This is a genomic window from Adlercreutzia sp. CNCM I-6215 (assembly GCF_977072315.1).
Map to the genome: position 1 here is coordinate 1 of NZ_CDRVMA010000005.1, position 18,542 is coordinate 18,542.

The 18,542-nt window shown below is 61.1% G+C and carries 16 protein-coding genes; 11 read left to right on the top strand and 5 right to left on the bottom strand.

Going from position 1 to position 18,542, the window contains the following annotated elements:
• Both ACW4LP_RS05045 and ACW4LP_RS05050 read left to right on the top strand, forming a co-directional pair.
• A partial coding sequence (locus ACW4LP_RS05045) for a DDE-type integrase/transposase/recombinase (RefSeq protein WP_455803539.1) occupies nucleotides 1-456 on the top strand: 456 nt, incomplete at its 5' end.
• A 226-nt stretch (nucleotides 457-682) separates the two neighbouring features.
• Nucleotides 683-1,477 (top strand): amidohydrolase family protein, encoded by a 795-nt coding sequence (locus ACW4LP_RS05050; RefSeq protein WP_114548516.1) that lies wholly within the window; start codon nucleotides 683-685, stop codon nucleotides 1,475-1,477.
• 99 nt (nucleotides 1,478-1,576) lie between these two features.
• Here ACW4LP_RS05050 and ACW4LP_RS05055 read toward each other — a convergent pair whose 3' ends face one another.
• The 3 genes from ACW4LP_RS05055 to ACW4LP_RS05065 all read right to left on the bottom strand — a co-directional run bounded on the left by ACW4LP_RS05055 (nucleotide 1,577) and on the right by ACW4LP_RS05065 (nucleotide 6,209).
• Nucleotides 1,577-3,280: an FAD-dependent oxidoreductase gene (locus ACW4LP_RS05055; RefSeq protein WP_114548526.1), complete on the bottom strand. Its 1,704-nt coding sequence runs from the start codon at nucleotides 3,278-3,280 to the stop codon at nucleotides 1,577-1,579.
• 142 nt (nucleotides 3,281-3,422) lie between these two features.
• Complete coding sequence (locus ACW4LP_RS05060; protein ID WP_412324262.1) at nucleotides 3,423-4,517, bottom strand: helix-turn-helix transcriptional regulator; 1,095 nt, start codon at nucleotides 4,515-4,517, stop codon at nucleotides 3,423-3,425.
• Between the two features lie 381 nt (nucleotides 4,518-4,898).
• Entirely contained in the window at nucleotides 4,899-6,209 is a 1,311-nt protein-coding gene (locus ACW4LP_RS05065) for a hemolysin family protein (protein ID WP_455803540.1), read from the bottom strand.
• Nucleotides 6,210-6,396: 187 nt separating this feature from the next.
• On the opposite strand from ACW4LP_RS05065, the gene ACW4LP_RS05070 reads away from it, so the two are divergent.
• Together ACW4LP_RS05070 and ACW4LP_RS05075 are read left to right on the top strand one after the other, a co-directional pair.
• Nucleotides 6,397-8,358 carry an MDR family MFS transporter gene (locus ACW4LP_RS05070; protein ID WP_451917264.1) on the top strand — a complete coding sequence of 654 codons (1,962 nt, stop codon included), beginning with the start codon at nucleotides 6,397-6,399 and terminating at the stop codon, nucleotides 8,356-8,358.
• Nucleotides 8,359-8,691: 333 nt separating this feature from the next.
• A complete protein-coding gene (locus ACW4LP_RS05075; RefSeq protein ID WP_114538884.1) occupies nucleotides 8,692-9,633 on the top strand; it encodes a serine O-acetyltransferase in 942 nt (313 codons plus the stop codon).
• 101 nt (nucleotides 9,634-9,734) lie between these two features.
• Here ACW4LP_RS05075 and ACW4LP_RS05080 read toward each other — a convergent pair whose 3' ends face one another.
• Entirely contained in the window at nucleotides 9,735-9,890 is a 156-nt protein-coding gene (locus ACW4LP_RS05080; protein ID WP_173111157.1) for a polysaccharide deacetylase family protein, read from the bottom strand.
• Nucleotides 9,891-10,053: 163 nt separating this feature from the next.
• On the opposite strand from ACW4LP_RS05080, the gene ACW4LP_RS05085 reads away from it, so the two are divergent.
• The 3 genes from ACW4LP_RS05085 to ACW4LP_RS05095 all read left to right on the top strand — a co-directional run bounded on the left by ACW4LP_RS05085 (nucleotide 10,054) and on the right by ACW4LP_RS05095 (nucleotide 12,306).
• A complete protein-coding gene (locus tag ACW4LP_RS05085; protein WP_451917265.1) occupies nucleotides 10,054-10,425 on the top strand; it encodes a hypothetical protein in 372 nt (123 codons plus the stop codon).
• Entirely contained in the window at nucleotides 10,422-10,922 is a 501-nt protein-coding gene (locus ACW4LP_RS05090) for a type II toxin-antitoxin system VapC family toxin (RefSeq protein WP_455803541.1), read from the top strand. Before ACW4LP_RS05085 ends, ACW4LP_RS05090 begins: the two co-directional genes overlap by 4 nt.
• A 211-nt stretch (nucleotides 10,923-11,133) precedes the next feature.
• Nucleotides 11,134-12,306 (top strand): iron-containing alcohol dehydrogenase, encoded by a 1,173-nt coding sequence (locus ACW4LP_RS05095; protein WP_451917267.1) that lies wholly within the window; start codon nucleotides 11,134-11,136, stop codon nucleotides 12,304-12,306.
• A gap of 18 nt (nucleotides 12,307-12,324) precedes the next feature.
• Here ACW4LP_RS05095 and ACW4LP_RS05100 read toward each other — a convergent pair whose 3' ends face one another.
• Entirely contained in the window at nucleotides 12,325-13,014 is a 690-nt protein-coding gene (locus tag ACW4LP_RS05100) for a hypothetical protein (protein ID WP_451917268.1), read from the bottom strand.
• Nucleotides 13,015-13,264: 250 nt separating this feature from the next.
• On the opposite strand from ACW4LP_RS05100, the gene ACW4LP_RS05105 reads away from it, so the two are divergent.
• The 4 genes from ACW4LP_RS05105 (at nucleotide 13,265) to ACW4LP_RS05120 (ending at nucleotide 18,424) form a co-directional block, all read left to right on the top strand.
• Entirely contained in the window at nucleotides 13,265-14,638 is a 1,374-nt protein-coding gene (locus ACW4LP_RS05105) for an ATP-binding protein (protein ID WP_451917269.1), read from the top strand.
• Nucleotides 14,639-15,027: 389 nt separating this feature from the next.
• Nucleotides 15,028-16,308: an ATP-binding protein gene (locus ACW4LP_RS05110; protein WP_114538890.1), complete on the top strand. Its 1,281-nt coding sequence runs from the start codon at nucleotides 15,028-15,030 to the stop codon at nucleotides 16,306-16,308.
• Nucleotides 16,309-16,422: 114 nt separating this feature from the next.
• Nucleotides 16,423-16,914 carry a helix-turn-helix domain-containing protein gene (locus tag ACW4LP_RS05115; protein ID WP_114548512.1) on the top strand — a complete coding sequence of 164 codons (492 nt, stop codon included), beginning with the start codon at nucleotides 16,423-16,425 and terminating at the stop codon, nucleotides 16,912-16,914.
• Nucleotides 16,915-17,113: 199 nt separating this feature from the next.
• Nucleotides 17,114-18,424, top strand: coding sequence for an aminotransferase class I/II-fold pyridoxal phosphate-dependent enzyme (locus ACW4LP_RS05120; RefSeq protein ID WP_302222648.1), 1,311 nt, complete (start codon nucleotides 17,114-17,116; stop codon nucleotides 18,422-18,424).
• Nucleotides 18,425-18,542: the final 118 nt, after the last annotated feature.

Here is an 18,542-nt window from a genome sequence, read left to right on the forward strand (position 1 = left end):
CGGAAGGTGTACCTCTCGCCGGCCGTCGACCTGTTCGACGGCGACGTCGCCGCCTTCTCGGTGGGCACCTCGCCGTCCAAGGCGCTCGTGGCCGAGATGCTCGCCGGCGCCGTGGCCGCCGCCGGGGGCGGCTTCACGCTCCACAGCGACCGCGGCTGGCACTACCGCACCCCCGACTGGGTCCGCGCCTGCGGGGAGGCCGGGGTGGAGAGGTCGATGTCGCGCAAGGGGCACTCGCCGGACAACGCCGCCTGCGAGGGGTTCTTCGGCAGGCTCAAGGTCGAGTTCTTCCACGGGAGGGACTGGCGCGGGGTCTCCGCCGAGCGGTTCGCCGCCGAGCTCGCCGAGTGGATCCGCTGGTACCGGGAGGGGAGGCTGAAGGCGTTCGACGAGGGAGGGCGCAAGGTGTACGATACGATAGCCGGCCGCAGGAGGCGGCTGGGGCTGGCCGCCTAGGCCGTCCGGAAAAACGTCCGCACCCCCTTTTAGCACTTCAGGACTCGCATAATCGCACTTTTCTTTGCATTGAAATCAAAAAAGTTGTTTTTGGCCGGTTTAGCATCGCGTGGTTGCAGTCGCCGCTGACTGATTTTGGCGATAAACTGGGCAAGTTGGTCATTTTTTTGCAGCGTGTCCTTCCTTACAATAAGGGAAACTACTGCTGAATACCGAAGGATCCACTATGCCCGTCATTGATGCCCATTCCCACATTTATCCCGACAAGATCGCCTGCAAGGCCTCCTCGGCGGTGGGCGATTTCTACGGCGTGGACATGAACGCCAAGAACGCTTCCGCCGCCTCGATGCTTGCGGCCTGCGAGGGCTCGCCCATCACCCATCATCTGGTGCATTCCGTGGCCACAACGCCGGGCCAGGTGCCCATCATCAACGACTTCATCGCCGAGCAGTGCCGCGAGCACGAGAACTTTATCGGCTTCGCTACCATGCACCAAGATTTCGAAGACATGGAAGGCGAAATTGATCGAGCGATTCAGCTGGGACTGAAGGGCGTGAAGATTCACCCCGACACCCAAAAGGTGAACATGGACGACCCGCGGCTCATGCGCCTGTACGAGATTATCGAAGGCCGGCTGCCCATCGTCATTCATACGGGCGACTACCGCTACGATTACTCGCATCCGCGCCGCCTGAAGCGCATCCTACACACGTTCCCGAAGCTGGTAGTAGATGCGGCCCACTTCGGCGGCTGGTCGGTGTTCGATTATGCCCTGGAGTATTTGGAAGACGAGAACTGCTACGTAGACACCTCAAGCGCCCTGGAATTCTTGGGCCCCCGCCGCACCGTGGAGATCGCCCGCGCCTACGGCATCGAGCGCGTGATGTTCGGCAGCGACTTCCCCATGTGGAGTCCCGTCAACGAATACAACATGCTCGCCGCCATGCCCTTCACAGAAGACGAGTTCGAAGCCATCACCTGGCACAACGCCCAACGCTTCATTGGCCAAAAAATCAAGTAGCTGCTGTTCAGCTTAGAACAACGCACGAGCCCCGACGCGCGCTATGGGGGAGGGAGTTGCGCGTCGGGGCTCGAGTTATCGCAATGGAGTATGCATCGCTTAGGCTTGCTCGGCTAGATATTTACCAGTCAGATAGCCGTAAGTGAGCGCAGCAGCATGGCTGGCGCCGGATAAGGTGAAGGGGTAGTCCTCCACGAAGCGTCCGCCTTGCACGTTGCCAACGGCAAACAGGCCGGGAATGGGCTCCATGTCGTCGTTGAGCACGCGAGCATTGTCGTCGGTTACGAGGCCGCCCATGGTAACGAGCAATCGCATGCAGCTCACATCTTCCACCGACGTGTGCTTGAGCATATCGTAGGTGATCGCGTAGAAGGGAGGATCGACCACGGGGAACATCTTCTCTGCTGCCTTGCCGAAATCCTCATCGACTCCTTTTTCGCACAGCTCGTTGTAGCGCGCGACCGCTGCGGTTAAATTCTGGGTGGCATCTGCGCTGAGTTCCAGCTGAGAGGCGAGCTCTTCGAGTGAATCGGCTTGAGCTGAAAAACCCTCGCCGTCGCCATAGCTGCGGATATTTTCCATGACCATCTCGAGCATCGGGTACTGCTCGGGCCAGTGGCTGTCTATGATTTGGAAAACCTTGCTGCCTGGTTGGTTCTGCATGACCTTAGCGATATTGGTCATGCTGAGGTCTTCGTTGGTGAAGCGCTCGCCGTGCTCGTTGACCTGCAGGAAGAACTCCTGGCCGAACTGGAGAATATGAGCCATTACCGCATGGGGTCCCACGTCCAGGTGGCCGCCGACGTTCATGCCCATCTGCTGGCCGTCGCCGGTATCGGCGGGGTTGCCGTCGTGATCCGTCACCTCGTATGAGAACAGGAATTTGTCCTGGTTCTTCAGAATCCACGGAGCATACTGCCCCAGCATTTTCTCGTTGTGGGAATAGCCGCCCGTGGCGAGCACCACGCCCTTGGAGACACGATAGCGCGTGTAGCCCTCGCCCTCATCATTGCGGCAGATCACGGCGGTTATCTGGCCGTCAGCAGCCTCGAGCTTCACGGCTGGCGAATAGAATTGTACCTGCGCGTTGCCGGTGGCCACGGCTGTATCGACATTGGCCTGCAGAATGGGCGTATGGGTCTCGTCTCCTCCGCTGATGCAGCAGCATCCGGCAAAGAGGCGCTCGTGGTCGATGCCGAAGCGATAGATGCCGCTCGTGAGCGTATCGGCGCAGACGAACAACTGACTAGGATCTTCGGGAAGCTCGTCTTCCATGCCGAGCCACAGGAGTCCGTCGTATGCGGAGGTGTACCACTCGAAAGCCTCTCCGCAGTTCTTCAGCCACTTCGTGGTTATGCGATAGTCTGCGCGATGCGACATTTGCGTCATGAGCTCGTTGGCCACCTCGGTGGGGCTGATGTCCTCGATTCCGATGGAGCGCGTCTTCTCGGTGCCGAAGGCGGCGAACATGTTCGAGCGAGCACTGGGCTTGCTGCCCTTCTCGACGCCGATTACCTTGAGTCCTCCTTCAGCGGCAGAACGCAGGGCTCCTACCCCCGCCACGCCCAGGCCAACCACGCACACGTCGCAATCAACCGTCTCGATAATCTTGTCCTCGGGGATGTCGGTTTCCACCAGGGTGCCAGTGTCAGCGAGGGCGGTCTGGTCGTCGCCAGCTGCCTCGGTTGGCTGCTTCGGGGCGCAGCCGGCGAGGCCTGCGCCGGCTGCTGAAGCGCCTGCCAGGCCGAGTGCTGCTAAAAAGCTTCGACGGCTGATTGCTCCCTTCTTCCCAAACTCCTTCATCGTCACGGTATCCTCCTTTTGTCGCATATCAGGACGGCACCTATATCACCGCATTCGGAAGTCGCGCAAAACAGGAGAAACGTATGAAATACAAGAAAAAGCACCCTATACGAAAAGTACGACAATCATCTGACCAGGTGGTTTATTCCTTCGAGGTCGTTTCAACGAGTGAGATAAGCTCTTGGCGCGAATGGACGCCGCATTTGGTGTAGATGTGCTGCAGGTGAGATTTCACCGTGCTCTCGCTGATTACGAGCTTCTCTGCAATGTAGGGGGCGCTTCGTCCGACGATATAGAGATTGAATACATCGCGTTCGCGAGTAGTCAGGCCCCTGCTGTCGCTGAATGATTCAAGGAGACGACCCGAGAGTGAGGTGAGCTTCGCGCCGCCGCTTGCGGACAACAGCAGCGACATGGTTCGATCCTCCAGAATCCAAATGGATGCCACGACGAGCAGAAGGGCCATGAAGAGCATGGCGACCCTGCTCGCGATGTGGGGTCCGAAAAAAGCGGAAGCCAGCAGGGGGAGGGACCCTAAAGTCCCCACACACCAAGCAGTGGCTAAGATTCTCACACGAGTACCAGGATACAGTCGCCCCAGGAGCAATCCCATGTAGAGGGCGCCGCATTCCAAAAGAGAGTATGCGATGCCGGCCAACACGTAGGCAAGGTAGGTGAGAGTCGATGAGAACAGCACTAAGATAAGAGCGACCAGCGAAAGGGTCGCAACTACTTTCGTCCATACCGGCAGATTGAAGTCTCGCCCGCGGTTAAAGAGCCAGAGCACGAGTGCGAGCGATATGGCGGTAATGATGACGGGGAACATCTCTCCTTCTGCCTGCTGCAGGAAGACCGAGTACTGCAAGGATCCTACCACCAGTCCGATAACAAAAAAGCTGCAGAGGATTTTCGCCAACGAAGATGGCTCGAGGGTAAAAGACCGCTCGGCCTCCGATGAGGAAGGCGCGGGGCGCTGGATGAGGCAAAGTGCCACCGCAGAGGCTGCCACGCTCATGCCGGCGAGGGCTTGGCACCATGACGCAGACAGAAGCGAGGGGAGAATCGCCGCCGCCGATGCGAGCACCTCGACCTCTATCATCAGTTCGACAATGCCGATATCGCGCTGGGCGCAGACTGCCGCCAGCCAGCAGAAGAGAAGAACGGTTCCCCCGGCAGACATGAGGATGAGTCCGAAAATGGAGAGGGGCTCTCCTGTGCCTTGTACGGCCAGGCCCATTAGGCAGCATGAGGCGCTTGCTATGGCGAGGGGAACACTCGCGAGTGCGCGTCCCCCTCGGTTGCCCGCGATGATCAAAGCGCAAGAAACGAGGGAGGCGACGGCTACGTCTACAATGGTCGCCGGCACGCTGCCTTGTCCCAGGGGAAGATACCAGGAAATCTCGCAGGGCGCCTCAAATGACTGGGCCGCCAGAAGGGCGGAGATACCCGCCACAGCTATCAGGAGATTTCTGCCGAGCCACCGCCCATGATTGCGCTGCAACGGTATGCCCCTTCCTGTTGTGGCCCTCGATCATACGGGGACATTATACATGGGGCCGTCGCTCGGTCGAAGGGCGGCCCGAAGACCGCCCGGATACGAAGCTCTCGGGGCCGCCCGCTACTCCTCCTCGGGACGGTCGATGGCCATGCAGATGCGGTCGATGCGGAGGCGGTCCATGGCGAGCACGGTGAACGTCGCCTTCGTGCCGCGATCTTCCAGCACCGCCACGTCGCCCTCCTTGGGGATGCGGTCGAACAGCGACAGCAGAAGGCCGCCGGCGGTTTCCACGTCGTTGGCCGCCTCGGGCTCGAAGCCGAGCAGTTCCACCAAGTCGTCGATGGCCAAGGTGCCGTTGATCTGGTAGGTGCCGTCAGGCAGTTCCTCGATGTCGTCGTCGGTGTCGTGCACGTACTCGTCGTCGATGCGGCCGACGATCTGCTCCATGATGTCGCTCATGGTGACGATGCCCGCCGTGCCGCCGTGCTCATCCACGACAACGCACATCTCGGTGCGACCCTCCTGCATGGCCTGCAGCAGCTTCGCGATGGGCGCGCCCTCGGGCACGGGCGGCAGCTCGCGAATCTTCCAATCGCTCATGGGCGCGTCCTTGGGCACGTCCACGAGGTCCTTGGTGTGCACGAAGCCGACGATGCGGTCCTTCGAGCCGTCGCACACCGGGTAGCGCGTGTACTTATACTGGCGCACGATGTCCCAGTTCTCTTCCAGCGTGTCTTCCAAATCGAGACAGATGACGTCGGTGCGCGGGGTCATGATCCCCTCGGCGTCTTTGTCGCCCAGATCGAAGATGTTGTCGACGAACTCGTTCTGCTCCGGATCGATGAGGCCGCTTTCCGTGGACTCGTCAATGAGCAGCTTGATCTCCTCGCCGGTGTACACCTCGTGCTCGTCGGCCGGGTCGTGGCCGAACAGCCGCATGACTCCGTTGGTGATACCGTTGAAGATGACCATGATCGGGTAGGTGACGCGGTAGAACACGCGCAGGGGGCCGGCGGTGTGCAGGGCGTACTTTTCGGTGGCGAAGATGGCGAAGGATTTCGGGATGAGCTCGCCGACCACTACGTGCAGGGTGGTCACGATGAAGAAGCCCACGGCCACGCAGATGGGATATATCGTCGCCTCGGGGAAGCCCCAGGCCAGAAGCGGTGCTTCCAGAACGGCGGAGACGGCCGGCTCGCCCAACCAGCCGATGGCCAGCGATGCCAGCGTGATGCCGAGCTGGCAGGCCGACAGGTAGGCGTTGATGTGCGTGGTCACGTCGCGGGCGGCCTCGGCGCCGCGGCGCTTCTCGGCGACGGCCATGTCAATCTGGCTCTTGCGCACGCGCACCAGCGCGAATTCCGCGATGACGAAGAACGCGTTCATCAGCAAGAAGAACACCACGAGCAACAGGCATATAGCGGTTTGCATACCGATCAATCATCCTTTCAGGGCAAAAACTCTGTTCCGCATTATAGAGGTGCGGGAGATAACATGAGCGAATCTATAGATGATTTTCCCAAACAGTCGCCGAACTGATACCGCAGAAGATACCGGCGACGCTCATACTAGGAAAAAACAAGCGAGAGCGGGGCGAGAAGCGAGTGAGGTGTTGTGTATGAAGCTAACGCGCAAACAATGGATGATGCTGGTAGTGCTCGTGCTGGGCGCCTTTGTGACGGTGCTGAACCAGACGCTGGTGACGCCGGCGCTGCCGTCCATCATGACCGAGATGAATGTCGATCAGTCCACGGCCCAATGGCTGACCACCGGGTTCACGCTGGTGAACGCCATCATGATCCCCATCACGGCGTTTCTGCAGGATCGGTTCTCCACGCGGAAGCTGTTCGTGTTCTCGATGAGCTTGTTTGCTGTGGGCACGCTGTTGGCGGCTGTGGGCCTCAACTTCCCGGTGCTTCTGGGCGGGCGCCTCGTGCAGGCCGCCGGCGCCGGCATCCTCATGCCGGTGACCATGACCGTGCTCATGCTGGTGTTCCCGGTTGATCGCCGCGGCTCGGCCATGGGCATCTTCGGTTTGGTTATCGCCTTCGCGCCGGCCATCGGCCCCACGGTGGCGGGCTTCGTCATCGACCAGGCCGACTGGCACATTCTGTTCTACCTCATCTTCGCCCTGTCCATCGTCATCATCGTCCCGTCGCTGTTCCTGGTGGACAACAAGGCGCCGGCGAACAAGGGCGACTCGGTGCTCGATCCGCTGTCGCTGGCCCTTTCCACCTTGGGCTTCGGGCTTATGCTCTACGGTTTCTCGGCCCTGGGCTCGGCCGGGTTCACGCTGGTGCCGTTGCTCACCACCGCGCTCGGCATCGTCGGCGTTGTATGGTTCTTCATTCGCCAGACGCGTCTGCCGCGTCCGATGCTGCGCGTCGACGTGCTGAAGAACCGCCGGTTTCTCGTGGGCACCATCATCGGCATGCTCGTGCAGGGCGCGCTTCTGGCCGCCGGCATCCTCATGCCCATTTACGTGCAGTCGCTCCATGGGCTGTCGGCCACGGTGTCGGGCCTCGTGCTCATGCCCGGCGCTATCCTTATGGGCATCATGAATCCGCTCGCCGGCAAGTGGTTCGACCGTCACGGCCCGCGCCGCATGGCCATTGTGGGCATGAGTCTGCTGACGCTCACCACCTTCGCCTTCGCCATTTTGAACCTCACATCCAGCATCATTTACATCACCATCGTGTACACGGTGCGCATGTTCTCGATGTCGCTGGTGAACATGCCAATCACCACGTGGGGCATGAACGCCCTGGACAACAAGGTCATGAACCACGGCACCTCCGTGAACAACACGCTGCGCCAGGTGGCGGGCTCGCTCGGCACCGCTATCATCATCGCCGTGAGCACCCAGGTGCAGAACATCGCCTCGCCGGGCCTCGGCGCCACCGAGGGCACCATGCTGGGCATCAACGCCGCCTTCCTCGTGTGCACGCTTTTGTGCCTCATCGGCCTGGTGATGACCATCGCCCTTGTGAAGGACAAGCCCGGCGAGGAGGCCGCGGTGGACGAGGGGGGCACCCGCAAGTCGCTGCTCACGTCCATCATGAAGACCGACGTGTACTCGCTGAGCCGGGAGGCTACGGTGGAAGAGGCCATGCGCCTGTTCGTGGAGAAGAACATCTCGGCGGCGCCCATCGTGGACGAGTCCGGCGAGCCGGTGGGCTTCATCTCCGACGGCGACATCCTGAAGCGCCTAAGCCCGCGCAGCAACTCGTTCACCGATCCCATCGTGCTGATCAACAGCACCGTGAACGACGACGAGGGCTACGACGAGAAGCTGGCGAAGGTCATGCAGATGCGCGCCAGCGAAATTGGCGCCGCCAGCCCCATCTGCGTGAGCGTGCACGCGAACCTGACCGATGTGTGCCGTGTTCTGTCCGAGAACCACCTGAAGAAGGTGCCGGTGCTGGAAGCGGGCCACATCGTGGGCATCATCAACCGCAGCGACATCACCCAGTACTCCATGGCCGCTTACCTGGCCGACCATCCGGAGCGCGCCGTCTACTGCGGTGAGGGCCCGTCCGGCCAGTACGAGTGCGTGGAAGAGGCCTGCGAGGAGTGTTAAATTCAAGCAGCCCCGGCGAGCGAGGGCAACGGGGCTGCTTGCGTGTGGGAAGCCGCAGGGTCGGCTTCCGTGCGTATGGGAAGACGCCAGGTGCGCGGGGTGCGATTGCGCGCTTGCTTGCGACGGTGCGGGCAAGCGACGGTGCGCTGGGAGGGGGCATCCGGTATCTTTACCCCGATAGTAACTGTTTTGCGCGGCGGCGAGGGCTGCGGGCGGTCAAGCGTCTCCGATCTGCTATCCTATCGAAAACACCAGAGGCGCTGGCAACCCTTACGCCGCGGCGCCACCCTAGGGGCCGCCCGTGCCGGCAGCCCCGTTCGGAAAGGAAGGCCCATGTTCGGAGACAACCTAGAGCGCATCGTCGCGGCCATCGAGAAGAACTACGAGGCGGACGAGATCTTCTTCACCAAGCCCGGCCGCCGTTTCCCCAGCCGCACGGCTATCAAGGGGCTCATCACCGAGTTGCGCCGCGTGCTGTTCCCCGGCTATTTCGGGCCGGAGATGCTGTCGCCTTCCACGAGCCCCAGCTACTTCATCGGCCAGACGCTCATCGACATTGAATCGGTGCTGCGCCAGCAGCTCATTTTGGCGCTCACCTACACCTCCGATGATCGTGACGACCTCGTCGGTAGCGGCAATCACTTGTGCGGCGGTTGCACGAGTGACTCCATTTGCGAGCAGACGGCTGATATCTGCACGAAGTTCTTCGACGCCCTGCCCGAAATTCAGCGTACGCTGCTCACCGATGTGCAGGCGCTCTATGACGGCGACCCGGCGGCCGGCTCGAAGGAGGAGGTCATCTTCACCTACCCGGGCCTGTACGCCATCTACGTGTACCGCATTGCGCACGTGCTCTACGATTTGGGCGTGCCCATTATCCCGCGCGTGATGACCGAGATCGCCCATTCCTCCACCGGCATCGACATCGGCGCCGGCGCGCATATCGGCGAGTACTTCTTCATCGATCACGGCACCGGCGTTGTCATCGGCGAGACTACCACTATCGGCGACCACGTGAAGCTGTACCAGGGCGTTACGCTGGGCGCGCTCTCCACCCGCGGCGGCCAGCGCCTGGCCGGCGTGAAGCGCCACCCCACCATCGAGGACAACGTCACCATCTACTCCAACGCCAGTGTGCTGGGCGGCGAGACGGTCATCGGCGAGGGCTCGGTTATCGCGGGCTCCACCTTCGTGACCTTCTCGGTGCCGCCCCATTCCCGCGTCTCTGTGAAAGAGCAGGAGATCCGCGTCCGCCAGCCCGGCGAGAGGGACTAATCGACAGCAAGCAGCGTCGGAGGATACCAAACTGGCGATCTTGGCAGAGCGCTTGTGGAAACGGCGGGCATCGCCCAGAAGCCTCTTCGCTAGTCTCGCCTTTACTGCTCGCCGCCGTTGGGTTCTACGAGGTATTCGAAGCCTTCCTGGGTGTATTCGCCGGCGATGCGCACGCGGGGAAGGGCCTCTACAGGGTCGCCCACCTCAACGCGGCGGTTCTCGATGGTGAAGGCGCACAGTACCCCAGCTTCTTCCATGTTAGCACAGCCTCGCCGAGCCCCATGTTTTCACGTCTCAGGCCCAGCGAAGCAAATAAAAACCGGGAGCTGCGGAGGGAAGGTTTGTCGGGGACTCTCGACCTACTATGGATAGAAGGTCGAGAGTTATGATATACTGCTAGCAATTCTGAAAGGGGTTGCTATGCCGAACATGCAGATGAACTTCCGTATCGATGCCGAATTGAAGCGGCGCGGGGACGAGCGCTTTGCCCGGTTCGGGTGCACGCCGTCGGAGGCCATGCGGCGGCTTTACGAGGTGGCGGCGCGCTATGACGACGAGTCCGAAGCGGCCTTGCAGGCGGTCATCGGCTCCGAGACGGAGGAAGCCGACGCCATGAGCGAGGGCGAGAAACGCGCCCGAGCGATCGATGATTTCCTGGCATCGCTTCAGGCGCAACGCGAGGTCCTGGGTATTCCGCCAGCTGCCTCGCCTCAGGAGTTCTCGGATGAATATTGGGACAATCTTTTCTACGAGGCGAAGACCGAAAGACTGGCTGAAAGGGGACTCTGGTGACGGTTGCGGAGAATGCTATTGTTGTAGACAAAAACATTTGGCTCGATTTCTATCTTCACGAGCGGCCCCTTCATGAAGAAGCTGCTCGCTTTATTCGCGTTGCGGAGAAACACAACGCCAATTTGGGAACACCAGCGGATGCTGTCAATGAAGTTTTTTACACCATTGGGAAGTTTTTGAAGCAGCAAGTACGTGAGAACGGTGGCACTGTCGACGAGTGCACGGCTCGTGTTATAAACAACTTCGCGTGGGGGTGCGTCGACCACATGACCGATCTTGCGATATCGGTTCCCATGGACGATCGTACGGCGTGGCTAGCTCGCCACTATCGCGATATCACCTCGGATTACGAAGACGCCTCGGTTCTTGCTTGCTGCGAGCTGAGCAAGGCAAGCTATCTGGTGACCCATGACAAGCGCCTGGCTGCCCAAGCCAACATAGCCACCAAAACCGCTACCGAAATGGCCGACCTCATAACCCGCGCCCACGGGGATTAGCCTCCCTGACCAATGCGATGGCCCGGGTGCGATCCTGTGACAAGCTGCCCTGTTTGCGAAGATTGCGAGACATTTTCCGTGGTCTGACAGTTGCCTGTTTGTCAGCGATGCCCTAGCATCGACACAGAGCATGATTAGAGAACGCGCCCGACGGCGATGGTGCGGCGATGGCGATAAGGTGTCGCCCGGTCGAAAAGCAGAAAGGACTCCCATGGAAAACTTCGAATTCGTTTCCCCCACACATTTCGTCTTCGGACGCGGGGCCGAAGAGCAGGTGGGCGAGAAGCTGGCGGCGGCCGGGGCCAAGCGGGTGCTCGTGCACTTCGGCGGCGGGAGCGCCGTGGCCTCCGGGCTCATCGACCGCGTGGGCGCCTCGCTGGACGCCGCGGGCATCGAGCATTTGGAGCTGGGCGGCGTGCGCCCGAACCCCGAGATCACCCTGGTGCGCGAGGGCGTCAAACTCTGCAAGGAGGCAGGCGTCGACTGGATTCTCGCTGTGGGTGGCGGCTCGGTCATCGACTCAGCGAAGGCCATCGCCAACGGCGCTTGCGTGGAAGGCGACGTGTGGGAGCTCTTCGAAACCAAGGCCACCGATCACGACGTGCTGCCCATCGCCGTGGTGCTCACCATCCCCGCCGCCGGCAGCGAGGCGTCGAAGAACACGGTCATCTCCAACGACGAGCTGGGCCGCAAGACCGGGTACGCCAACAACGCTCACCGACCGAAGTTCGCCTTCATGAACCCGGAGCTCACCTTCACCCTGCCGCCCTTCCAGACAGCCGCTGGCCTTACCGACATGTTCTGCCACCTGCTGGAGCGCTTCTTCGACGACCTGGGCGCGGTGCCTGTGACCGACAATCTGAACCTGTCGCTCATGAACACCATCCGCGCCGAGGCGCCGCGCGTGCTGGCCGACCCCGACAACTACGATGCCCGCGCCAACATCATGTGGGCCGGCATGCTCTGCCATCAGGGACTCGCCGGAGTGGGCCGCCATGAGGACTGGGCCACCCACGGTTTGGAGCACGAGCTGTCGGCGCTGAATCCGTCCATCACCCACGGCGCGGGCCTGGCCGTCATGTTCCCCGCCTGGATGGAATACGTCTACAGCGAGAACCCGGCGCGCTTCGCCTTCTACGGCCAGGCCGTATTCGGGCTGACGCCGACCGGTGACGTGGAAGCCGACGCGCTTTCGGCCATCGACGAGACGCGCTCCTTCTTCGCGAGCCTGGGGATGCCCACCACTCTTGCCGAGCTGGACGTGGAAGAGACCGACATCCCGAAGATGCTGCCGACGCTGGCCCAGAACAAGGGCATCCCCTTCGGCACCTTCAAGAAGCTGACCCTGGAAGACGCCGAGGCCATCTACAAGCTGGCGCTGTAGGGGGAGGGGTTCGGAAGCCTAATTCTCGAGTAGCAGTTCTCCGTTGTCGAGCTTCTCCTGCAAGTAGTCGCGGAAGTAAGGGAGGTCGAACCCCACGAGGCCGCGTGCGCGTTTGCCAATGATGCCGGTGTCGATAAGCCGCTTGCGGTACTGCGCCACGACGGAAGAGGAACGCCCCAGCCGCTCGACGAGATCGGCGATGCGGCTGTCCCCTTCATCTTCCAGCATAGCTGCAGCGAAACGAAGGTCGCCGGGGGAGAGCTCGGCGAAGGTGGCGTCCAAAACACGGTAGGTCATTTCCTGCTGTGCGATGGCGATACCGCGCGCGAAGTCGGCCGAATCGAGTGTGCTAGCCCGGGGATTTTCGTCCCAGGCGTAGTACCCGACAAGCTGGAGCATGAAAGGAAAGCCGCCGATGGACTCCGTCGCTGCAGTCAGCGCCGCTGCGTCAACGTTGCGGTTGCCTGCTTGGGCCGTGCGCACGAGCGCTGCGGAAACCTCGCCGTCGGGAATGCGGTCAAGTGCCCTGCGGTTCGAGCGCCGGAGAAACGACACGGTCTTGTTGTTGAGCAAAGATGAGATGTTGTGCGGCAGTCCCGCCATGAGGAGCGCTACCTTGCGCCCCTCCCGAACAAAGTGCTGGTAGAAGGCGGCGAGCTGAACCATTTCGTCGAGCGTCGGGTCGACTTCGTCGACGGTGAAGAGCACGCCGACTCCTTGGGGTGAAAGGATTCTCCTCGATGCCCACAATGCCTCCTTCTAAGTTTTACTAAGGAGTTCTAAGTTTCACTAAGTTTAACTAAGTTCTTCTAAGGAGTTCTAAGTTTCACTAAGTTTCTCGATTCGGAATGAGGTTGACTTTTCAGCTGCTGATGTCGGGATACCGTTACCTATATAAAAACGTGGTGAATCCCAAAATTCTCCTATGCAAAAACGTGAATCACCCTGAAAGGATGCCATGAAGCGCCAGGCCATCGAAGATATGAAGCGCTGGAAAGAATCTCCTCGACGAAAGCCGCTCATCGTGAGCGGAGCCCGGCAAGTGGGGAAAACGTGGCTTATGAAGGAGTTTGGGCGAGCGTACTTCAGGGAAACGGCGTACATCACCTTCGATGACAATCCCCAGCTCATCGCCGCTTTCGAAGGATCGTTGTCGCCGAACAGGCTCCTTCCCATACTCCAAGCTGAAGCAGGCGTCCGCATCGACAAGCATACTCTGCTCATTCTTGACGAGATACAAGAATCCCCTCGCGCCATTCAATCGCTCAAGTACTTCAACGAGCAAACTCCCCATATTCCCGTTGTTGCGGGCGGATCGGCGCTCGGACTTGCGTTGCGGCGGGGGAAGCGAACGGAAAATAAGCCGCAGGCGCGGGCTTCATTCCCTGTGGGGAAAGTGAGCTTTCTCGATCTCTACCCTCTCAGTTTCCGGGAGTTTTTAGACGGTGTTGGTGAGGAATTGTTGGCTGAATTGGTGTCTGCTCTTGACTGGGACGCCATGGCCCCGTTCCACGACCGGTTGATCGAGCTGCTGAAACAATATCTATTCGTAGGGGGAATGCCGGAGGCGGTGCTTTCCTTCGCAGAAACGTCGGATCCAGCGGAGGCGCGCCGTGTGCACAGCGAGCTCTTGCGCTCCTACAGCGCCGATTTCTCAAAGTATGCCGACGATGCGCTAGCAGAACGGATTCGTCGTGTCTGGCGGGCGGTGCCGACAAACTTGGCCAAAGAAAACCGTAAGTTTATGTTTTCCAAGATACGGGAGTCGGCGAGAGCCCGGGAGTACGGAGATGCTCTGCAATGGCTGACCGACACCTCGCTTGTGTGTCCCTCGAGTTGTGTGAGCGTGCCCGAGTCGCCTCTTGCGTCTTATGAAGACGAGGGAGTGTTCAAGGTCTATGTGCTCGATGTGGGTCTACTTGGCGCAATGTGCAACTTGAGTGCCCGAACTATTCTCGATAGCGAGGCGTTGTTCAGTTCATTCAAGGGGGCGCTTGCAGAGCAGCTCGTTGCCCAAGAACTGCTTGCGAGCGGCCAGGCGGGCAACAAAGTGGATACGGGCAACAAGCTGCACTATTTCATGAACCAGTCGACGCGCACCGAAATCGATTTCATCGTAGATGGAAACGAGCGAGTGCCGCAGCCCGTGCCCATTGAAGTGAAGGCTGGAACCAATCTGAGGGCGAAAAGCCTTGCCGCTTTCGTCAAAAAGCATCTCCCAGTACTGGCCTTGCGCACTTCGTTGGCCCCTTTCTCACGTGATGGAGTGATTAAGAACGTGCCACTGTACGCGTTCGGTGCCTATTTCCACAAGGAGATCGCAGGACAATGACACCGCTCAGGCTGCCACGCAGGGGAGGGAGATACGTGGCGGCCTGTATGGGGAAGAGCGACTAGACGAGAGTAGCCGGCGGTTTTGGCGACTATCCTTGTTCTCGCGCTATGCGGCTAGGTAAACCGCAGCAGCGTTGGCGGCGTTGCGGCCAGAGTTGACGTTGTTGTTCCCTCGCACGGCACAAGGCGCTCGGCAAGATCCTCGACGTGGGTAATTACCACCTGGAGAAGGGTTACGTCCTCGGTGCGCCAAATGTCTCCCAAAAGTCCAACTTCCTCAACAAAAATGATCCAACTTCCTCAATGAAAACGATCCAACTTCCGCAATCACCTCGCTGACGTGGTATAGTAGGCGCACCGATCGATCATTGATGGAAGGGGCGCGCCATGGTGGAGAAGGACGAAGAGCGACAGGAGGGCTATTGGCCGCGCGTGGCCGACGCTGTGCTTCAGCGGGCGCTTCGGGCTTCCGGCGCCGTTCAGATCGTCGGCGCGAAATGGTGCGGCAAGACCGAGACGGCCAAGCAGCAGGCGCAAAGTGCTGTGTACCTCCAAGATCCCGACGAGGGTCCCTCTCTGGTCGCTTTGGCCGAAGTGCGCCCGTCGGTGCTCTTGGAAGGCGCCGAGCCGCACCTCATCGACGAATGGCAGATGGCGCCGCAGCTGTGGGATGCCGTCCGTTTCGCGGTCGACCAGGGGAAGGGCAAGGGCCGGTTCATCCTCACCGGTTCGGCTACGCCCAAGAAGAGACCGAAGCATTCCGGCGTGGGACGGATATCCCGTATGCATATGCGCCCCATGTCGCTCTTCGAGTCCCGCGAGTCTACGGGCGCGGTCTCACTAGCGGGGCTCTTCGATGGTGCCGCCGAGGTGGGCGCCATATCTGATCGCTCCATCGAGGACATCGCCTTTGCGCTCTGCCGTGGCGGTTGGCCGGAGGCCGTGCTGGAAAGCGATCCGGAGATCGCCCTCGACCAGGCTAAGGATTACGTTGCCGAGCTGCTCGACTCGGACATCGACGAGATGGACGACAAGAAGCGCAACTCGACGTGGCTGCGGGCCATTCTGCGCTCCTATGCGCGCAACATATCCACCGAGGCGAGCCAGGCGACCATCGCAGCGGATATGGGAGGAGAGCCACCTTCGGAGAACACGGTCGCCGATTACCTCGACGCGCTCCGGCGCACCTACGTTACCGAGGACTTGCCGGCGTGGAATCCGGCGTTGCGCTCCAAGACCGCCGTGCGCACCAGCCCGACGCGGCACTTCTGCGATCCGAGCATCGGGGCGGCCCTGTTGGGCGCGTCTCCGCGGAAGCTCTTGCTGGACTTTAGTACCTTCGGGCTGTTTTTCGAATCGCTGTGCGTGCGTGATCTGCGCGTGTATGCGGCCAAGCTGCGGGGAACCGTCTACCACTATCGCGATAAGACGGGTCTCGAGGCCGACGCCGTCGTCGTCTTGGACGATGGTCGCTGGGGGGCCGTCGAGGTGAAGCTCGGCGAGAAGCAGGTTGAAGAGGGCGCGGCCCACTTGTTGAAGCTCGCCTCGCGTGTTGACGATTCCAAAGAGGGAGCTCCCTCGTTCCTTATGGTGCTCACGGGCCAGCAAGCGGCCTATTGCCGACCGGACGGCGTCTACGTCGTCCCGATAACCTGCCTGGCCCCGTAGCGAGAAGGTTGTCCAAAAGCCTTTCTCCGCCCTGTTGGGGCTCCGAAAGAGTCTCGGATTTCTCAGCTGGCGGTCAGAGCGCGTCGTTGCTGCGAGCCGTCGGCGCAGCGTCTTTTGGCCCTTCTTGTCGCCGATGATTTCGAGTCTCTGGAAGCAGGCGATATCGAGGTGCTTATCGCCGGCTTTGGAGGGCATTGCGCGGCTGGGCTCTCCGAGGTGTTCGGTACCGATTGGGCCGATGGGGCCATCGTCGAGGCTCTCGGATGCGGCGAGGCGGCAAAAAGGATGGGCCACTCTGCTGTTTCGTGGGACATGCTGGGCCCAGATGCCTTCCGTGTTGCCCGACAAAACGGCTGGCTGCTCGAGCGCGCCTGCGCAGCGGGCCTTGATCGACTCGCTGCCTCCGATGCTGAAGCAGGCTCCAATCTCGTCGAGAGCCTGCGGGTCTACGTGGCTTGCGGCGGTGACGCGAACGCGGCGGCTGAGCGCCTCTGCCAGCACCCCAATTCGGTGCGCAACCGCGTCAACCGTGCTCGCGCGGTGCTGGCGATGGAAGACGCCACGGACAAGCAGCTGTTCGCCTACCTGTCGATGATCTTCCTCTAGGCACCTCGCTTTCGCAGAGCGCTGCGTGCGACAGGGCGCGGCTCGTTTGCGCCGTGGGCGGCCGCAAGCCCCGTTGTGGGCGCCCACAACGGGCCGCCTGAGAGCCTGTGGCCGCCTCCACATCCTGCTTCGGGTTCGCCTTTTATGCTGGACTCACGTTCCTAGCGGAGACCGTGGATCAGCGAGAAGGAGAACCCCCATGGAGATCAAGGATTTCGAAGTCGAGCAGTGGATGAACCTCTGGGAGACGAAGTGCACCTACAACGTCGCCGAGACGTGCGTGTACTCGCTGTCCCTCGACCAGCTCTTCGAGCTGACCGGCGGCGACAAGCAGGCGTTTCTGGACGCCTTCGCGGCGCGCCGCCTCACCTACGGCGACATCGAGGGTCGCCCCGACCTGCTTTCTGGCATCGCCAAGCTCTACCGCACCGTGGCGCCCGAGCACATCATTCCCACCCACGGGGCCGCCGGCGCCAACGCGCTCGTGCTCTCGACGCTGGTGAACCCGGGCGACCACGTGGTGTCGGTCATGCCCACCTACCAGCAGCTCTACTCCATCCCCGAGATGTGCGGCGCTGCGGTGGACGTGCTGCATCTGGAGAAGGAGAACGGCTACCACGTGGACGTGGAGGCCCTGGACGCCCTGTGCACGCCGGAGACGAAGGTCATCTGCATCAACAATCCCGACAACCCCACGGGTGCCCTGCTCGACGGCGAGACGCTGCGGGCCATCGTGGAGGTGGCGCGCAAGAACGACGCGTGGCTGCACTGCGACGAGGTGTACCGCCACTTGAACCAGACCGACGAGTACGCCGAGTCGGTCGTCGACCTTTACGACAAGGGCGTCACCACCAGCTCCATGAGCAAGGTGTGGTCGCTGGCGGGCATCCGTCTGGGCTGGTGCATTACCAAGGACGAACAGCTGCGCCGAGACCTTCTGTCCCATCGCGACTACAACCTCATCTCCTGCGGCTTGTTCGACGAGGCCGTGGGCGCCTACGCGCTGGCCCATGCCGACGCCATCCTCGACCGCAGCCGCCGTATCGTGCGGGAGAATTTGGCTACGCTTTTGGAATGGGTGGAATCGGAGCCGCACCTGTCCGTCGTTCCGCCCGAGGCCGGCACGACGGCGCTCGTCTACTACGACTACGACATCCCCTCCTACGATTTCTGCACCGATATGGTGAAGTTCAACGGTGCCTTCGTCACGCCGGGCGACTGCTTCGAGGAGCCGAAGAGCTTTCGCGTGGGCTACGGCTACTCCGACGATACGGCCAACTGCGCGAGCAACGGCGAGATCGAGCGCGGACTGGCTGAGGGCGCCTTCGGCCTGGATCATGTGCTCGGCGAGCTGGGAGACGTGCTGGTGGGGAAGGTGCCGGGCCGCACGAGCGCCGAGGACGTCACGGTCTTCGACTCGGCGGGCACCGCGCTGCTTGACATTGCCTGTGCCAAGATCGCCCTGGACGCCGCCGCGAGGCGCGGACTCGGCACCGTGGCAGAGCTCTAGAAGGTATTCTCAGGTGGTTTAGAGTTAATTCTGCGCCGTAGTGCTTTTTCCCATGGGCTTGTTACCAATCGGAAATACTAGACGCGTTATGGTGTGTCGGTTAGCGTCAATACAGGAA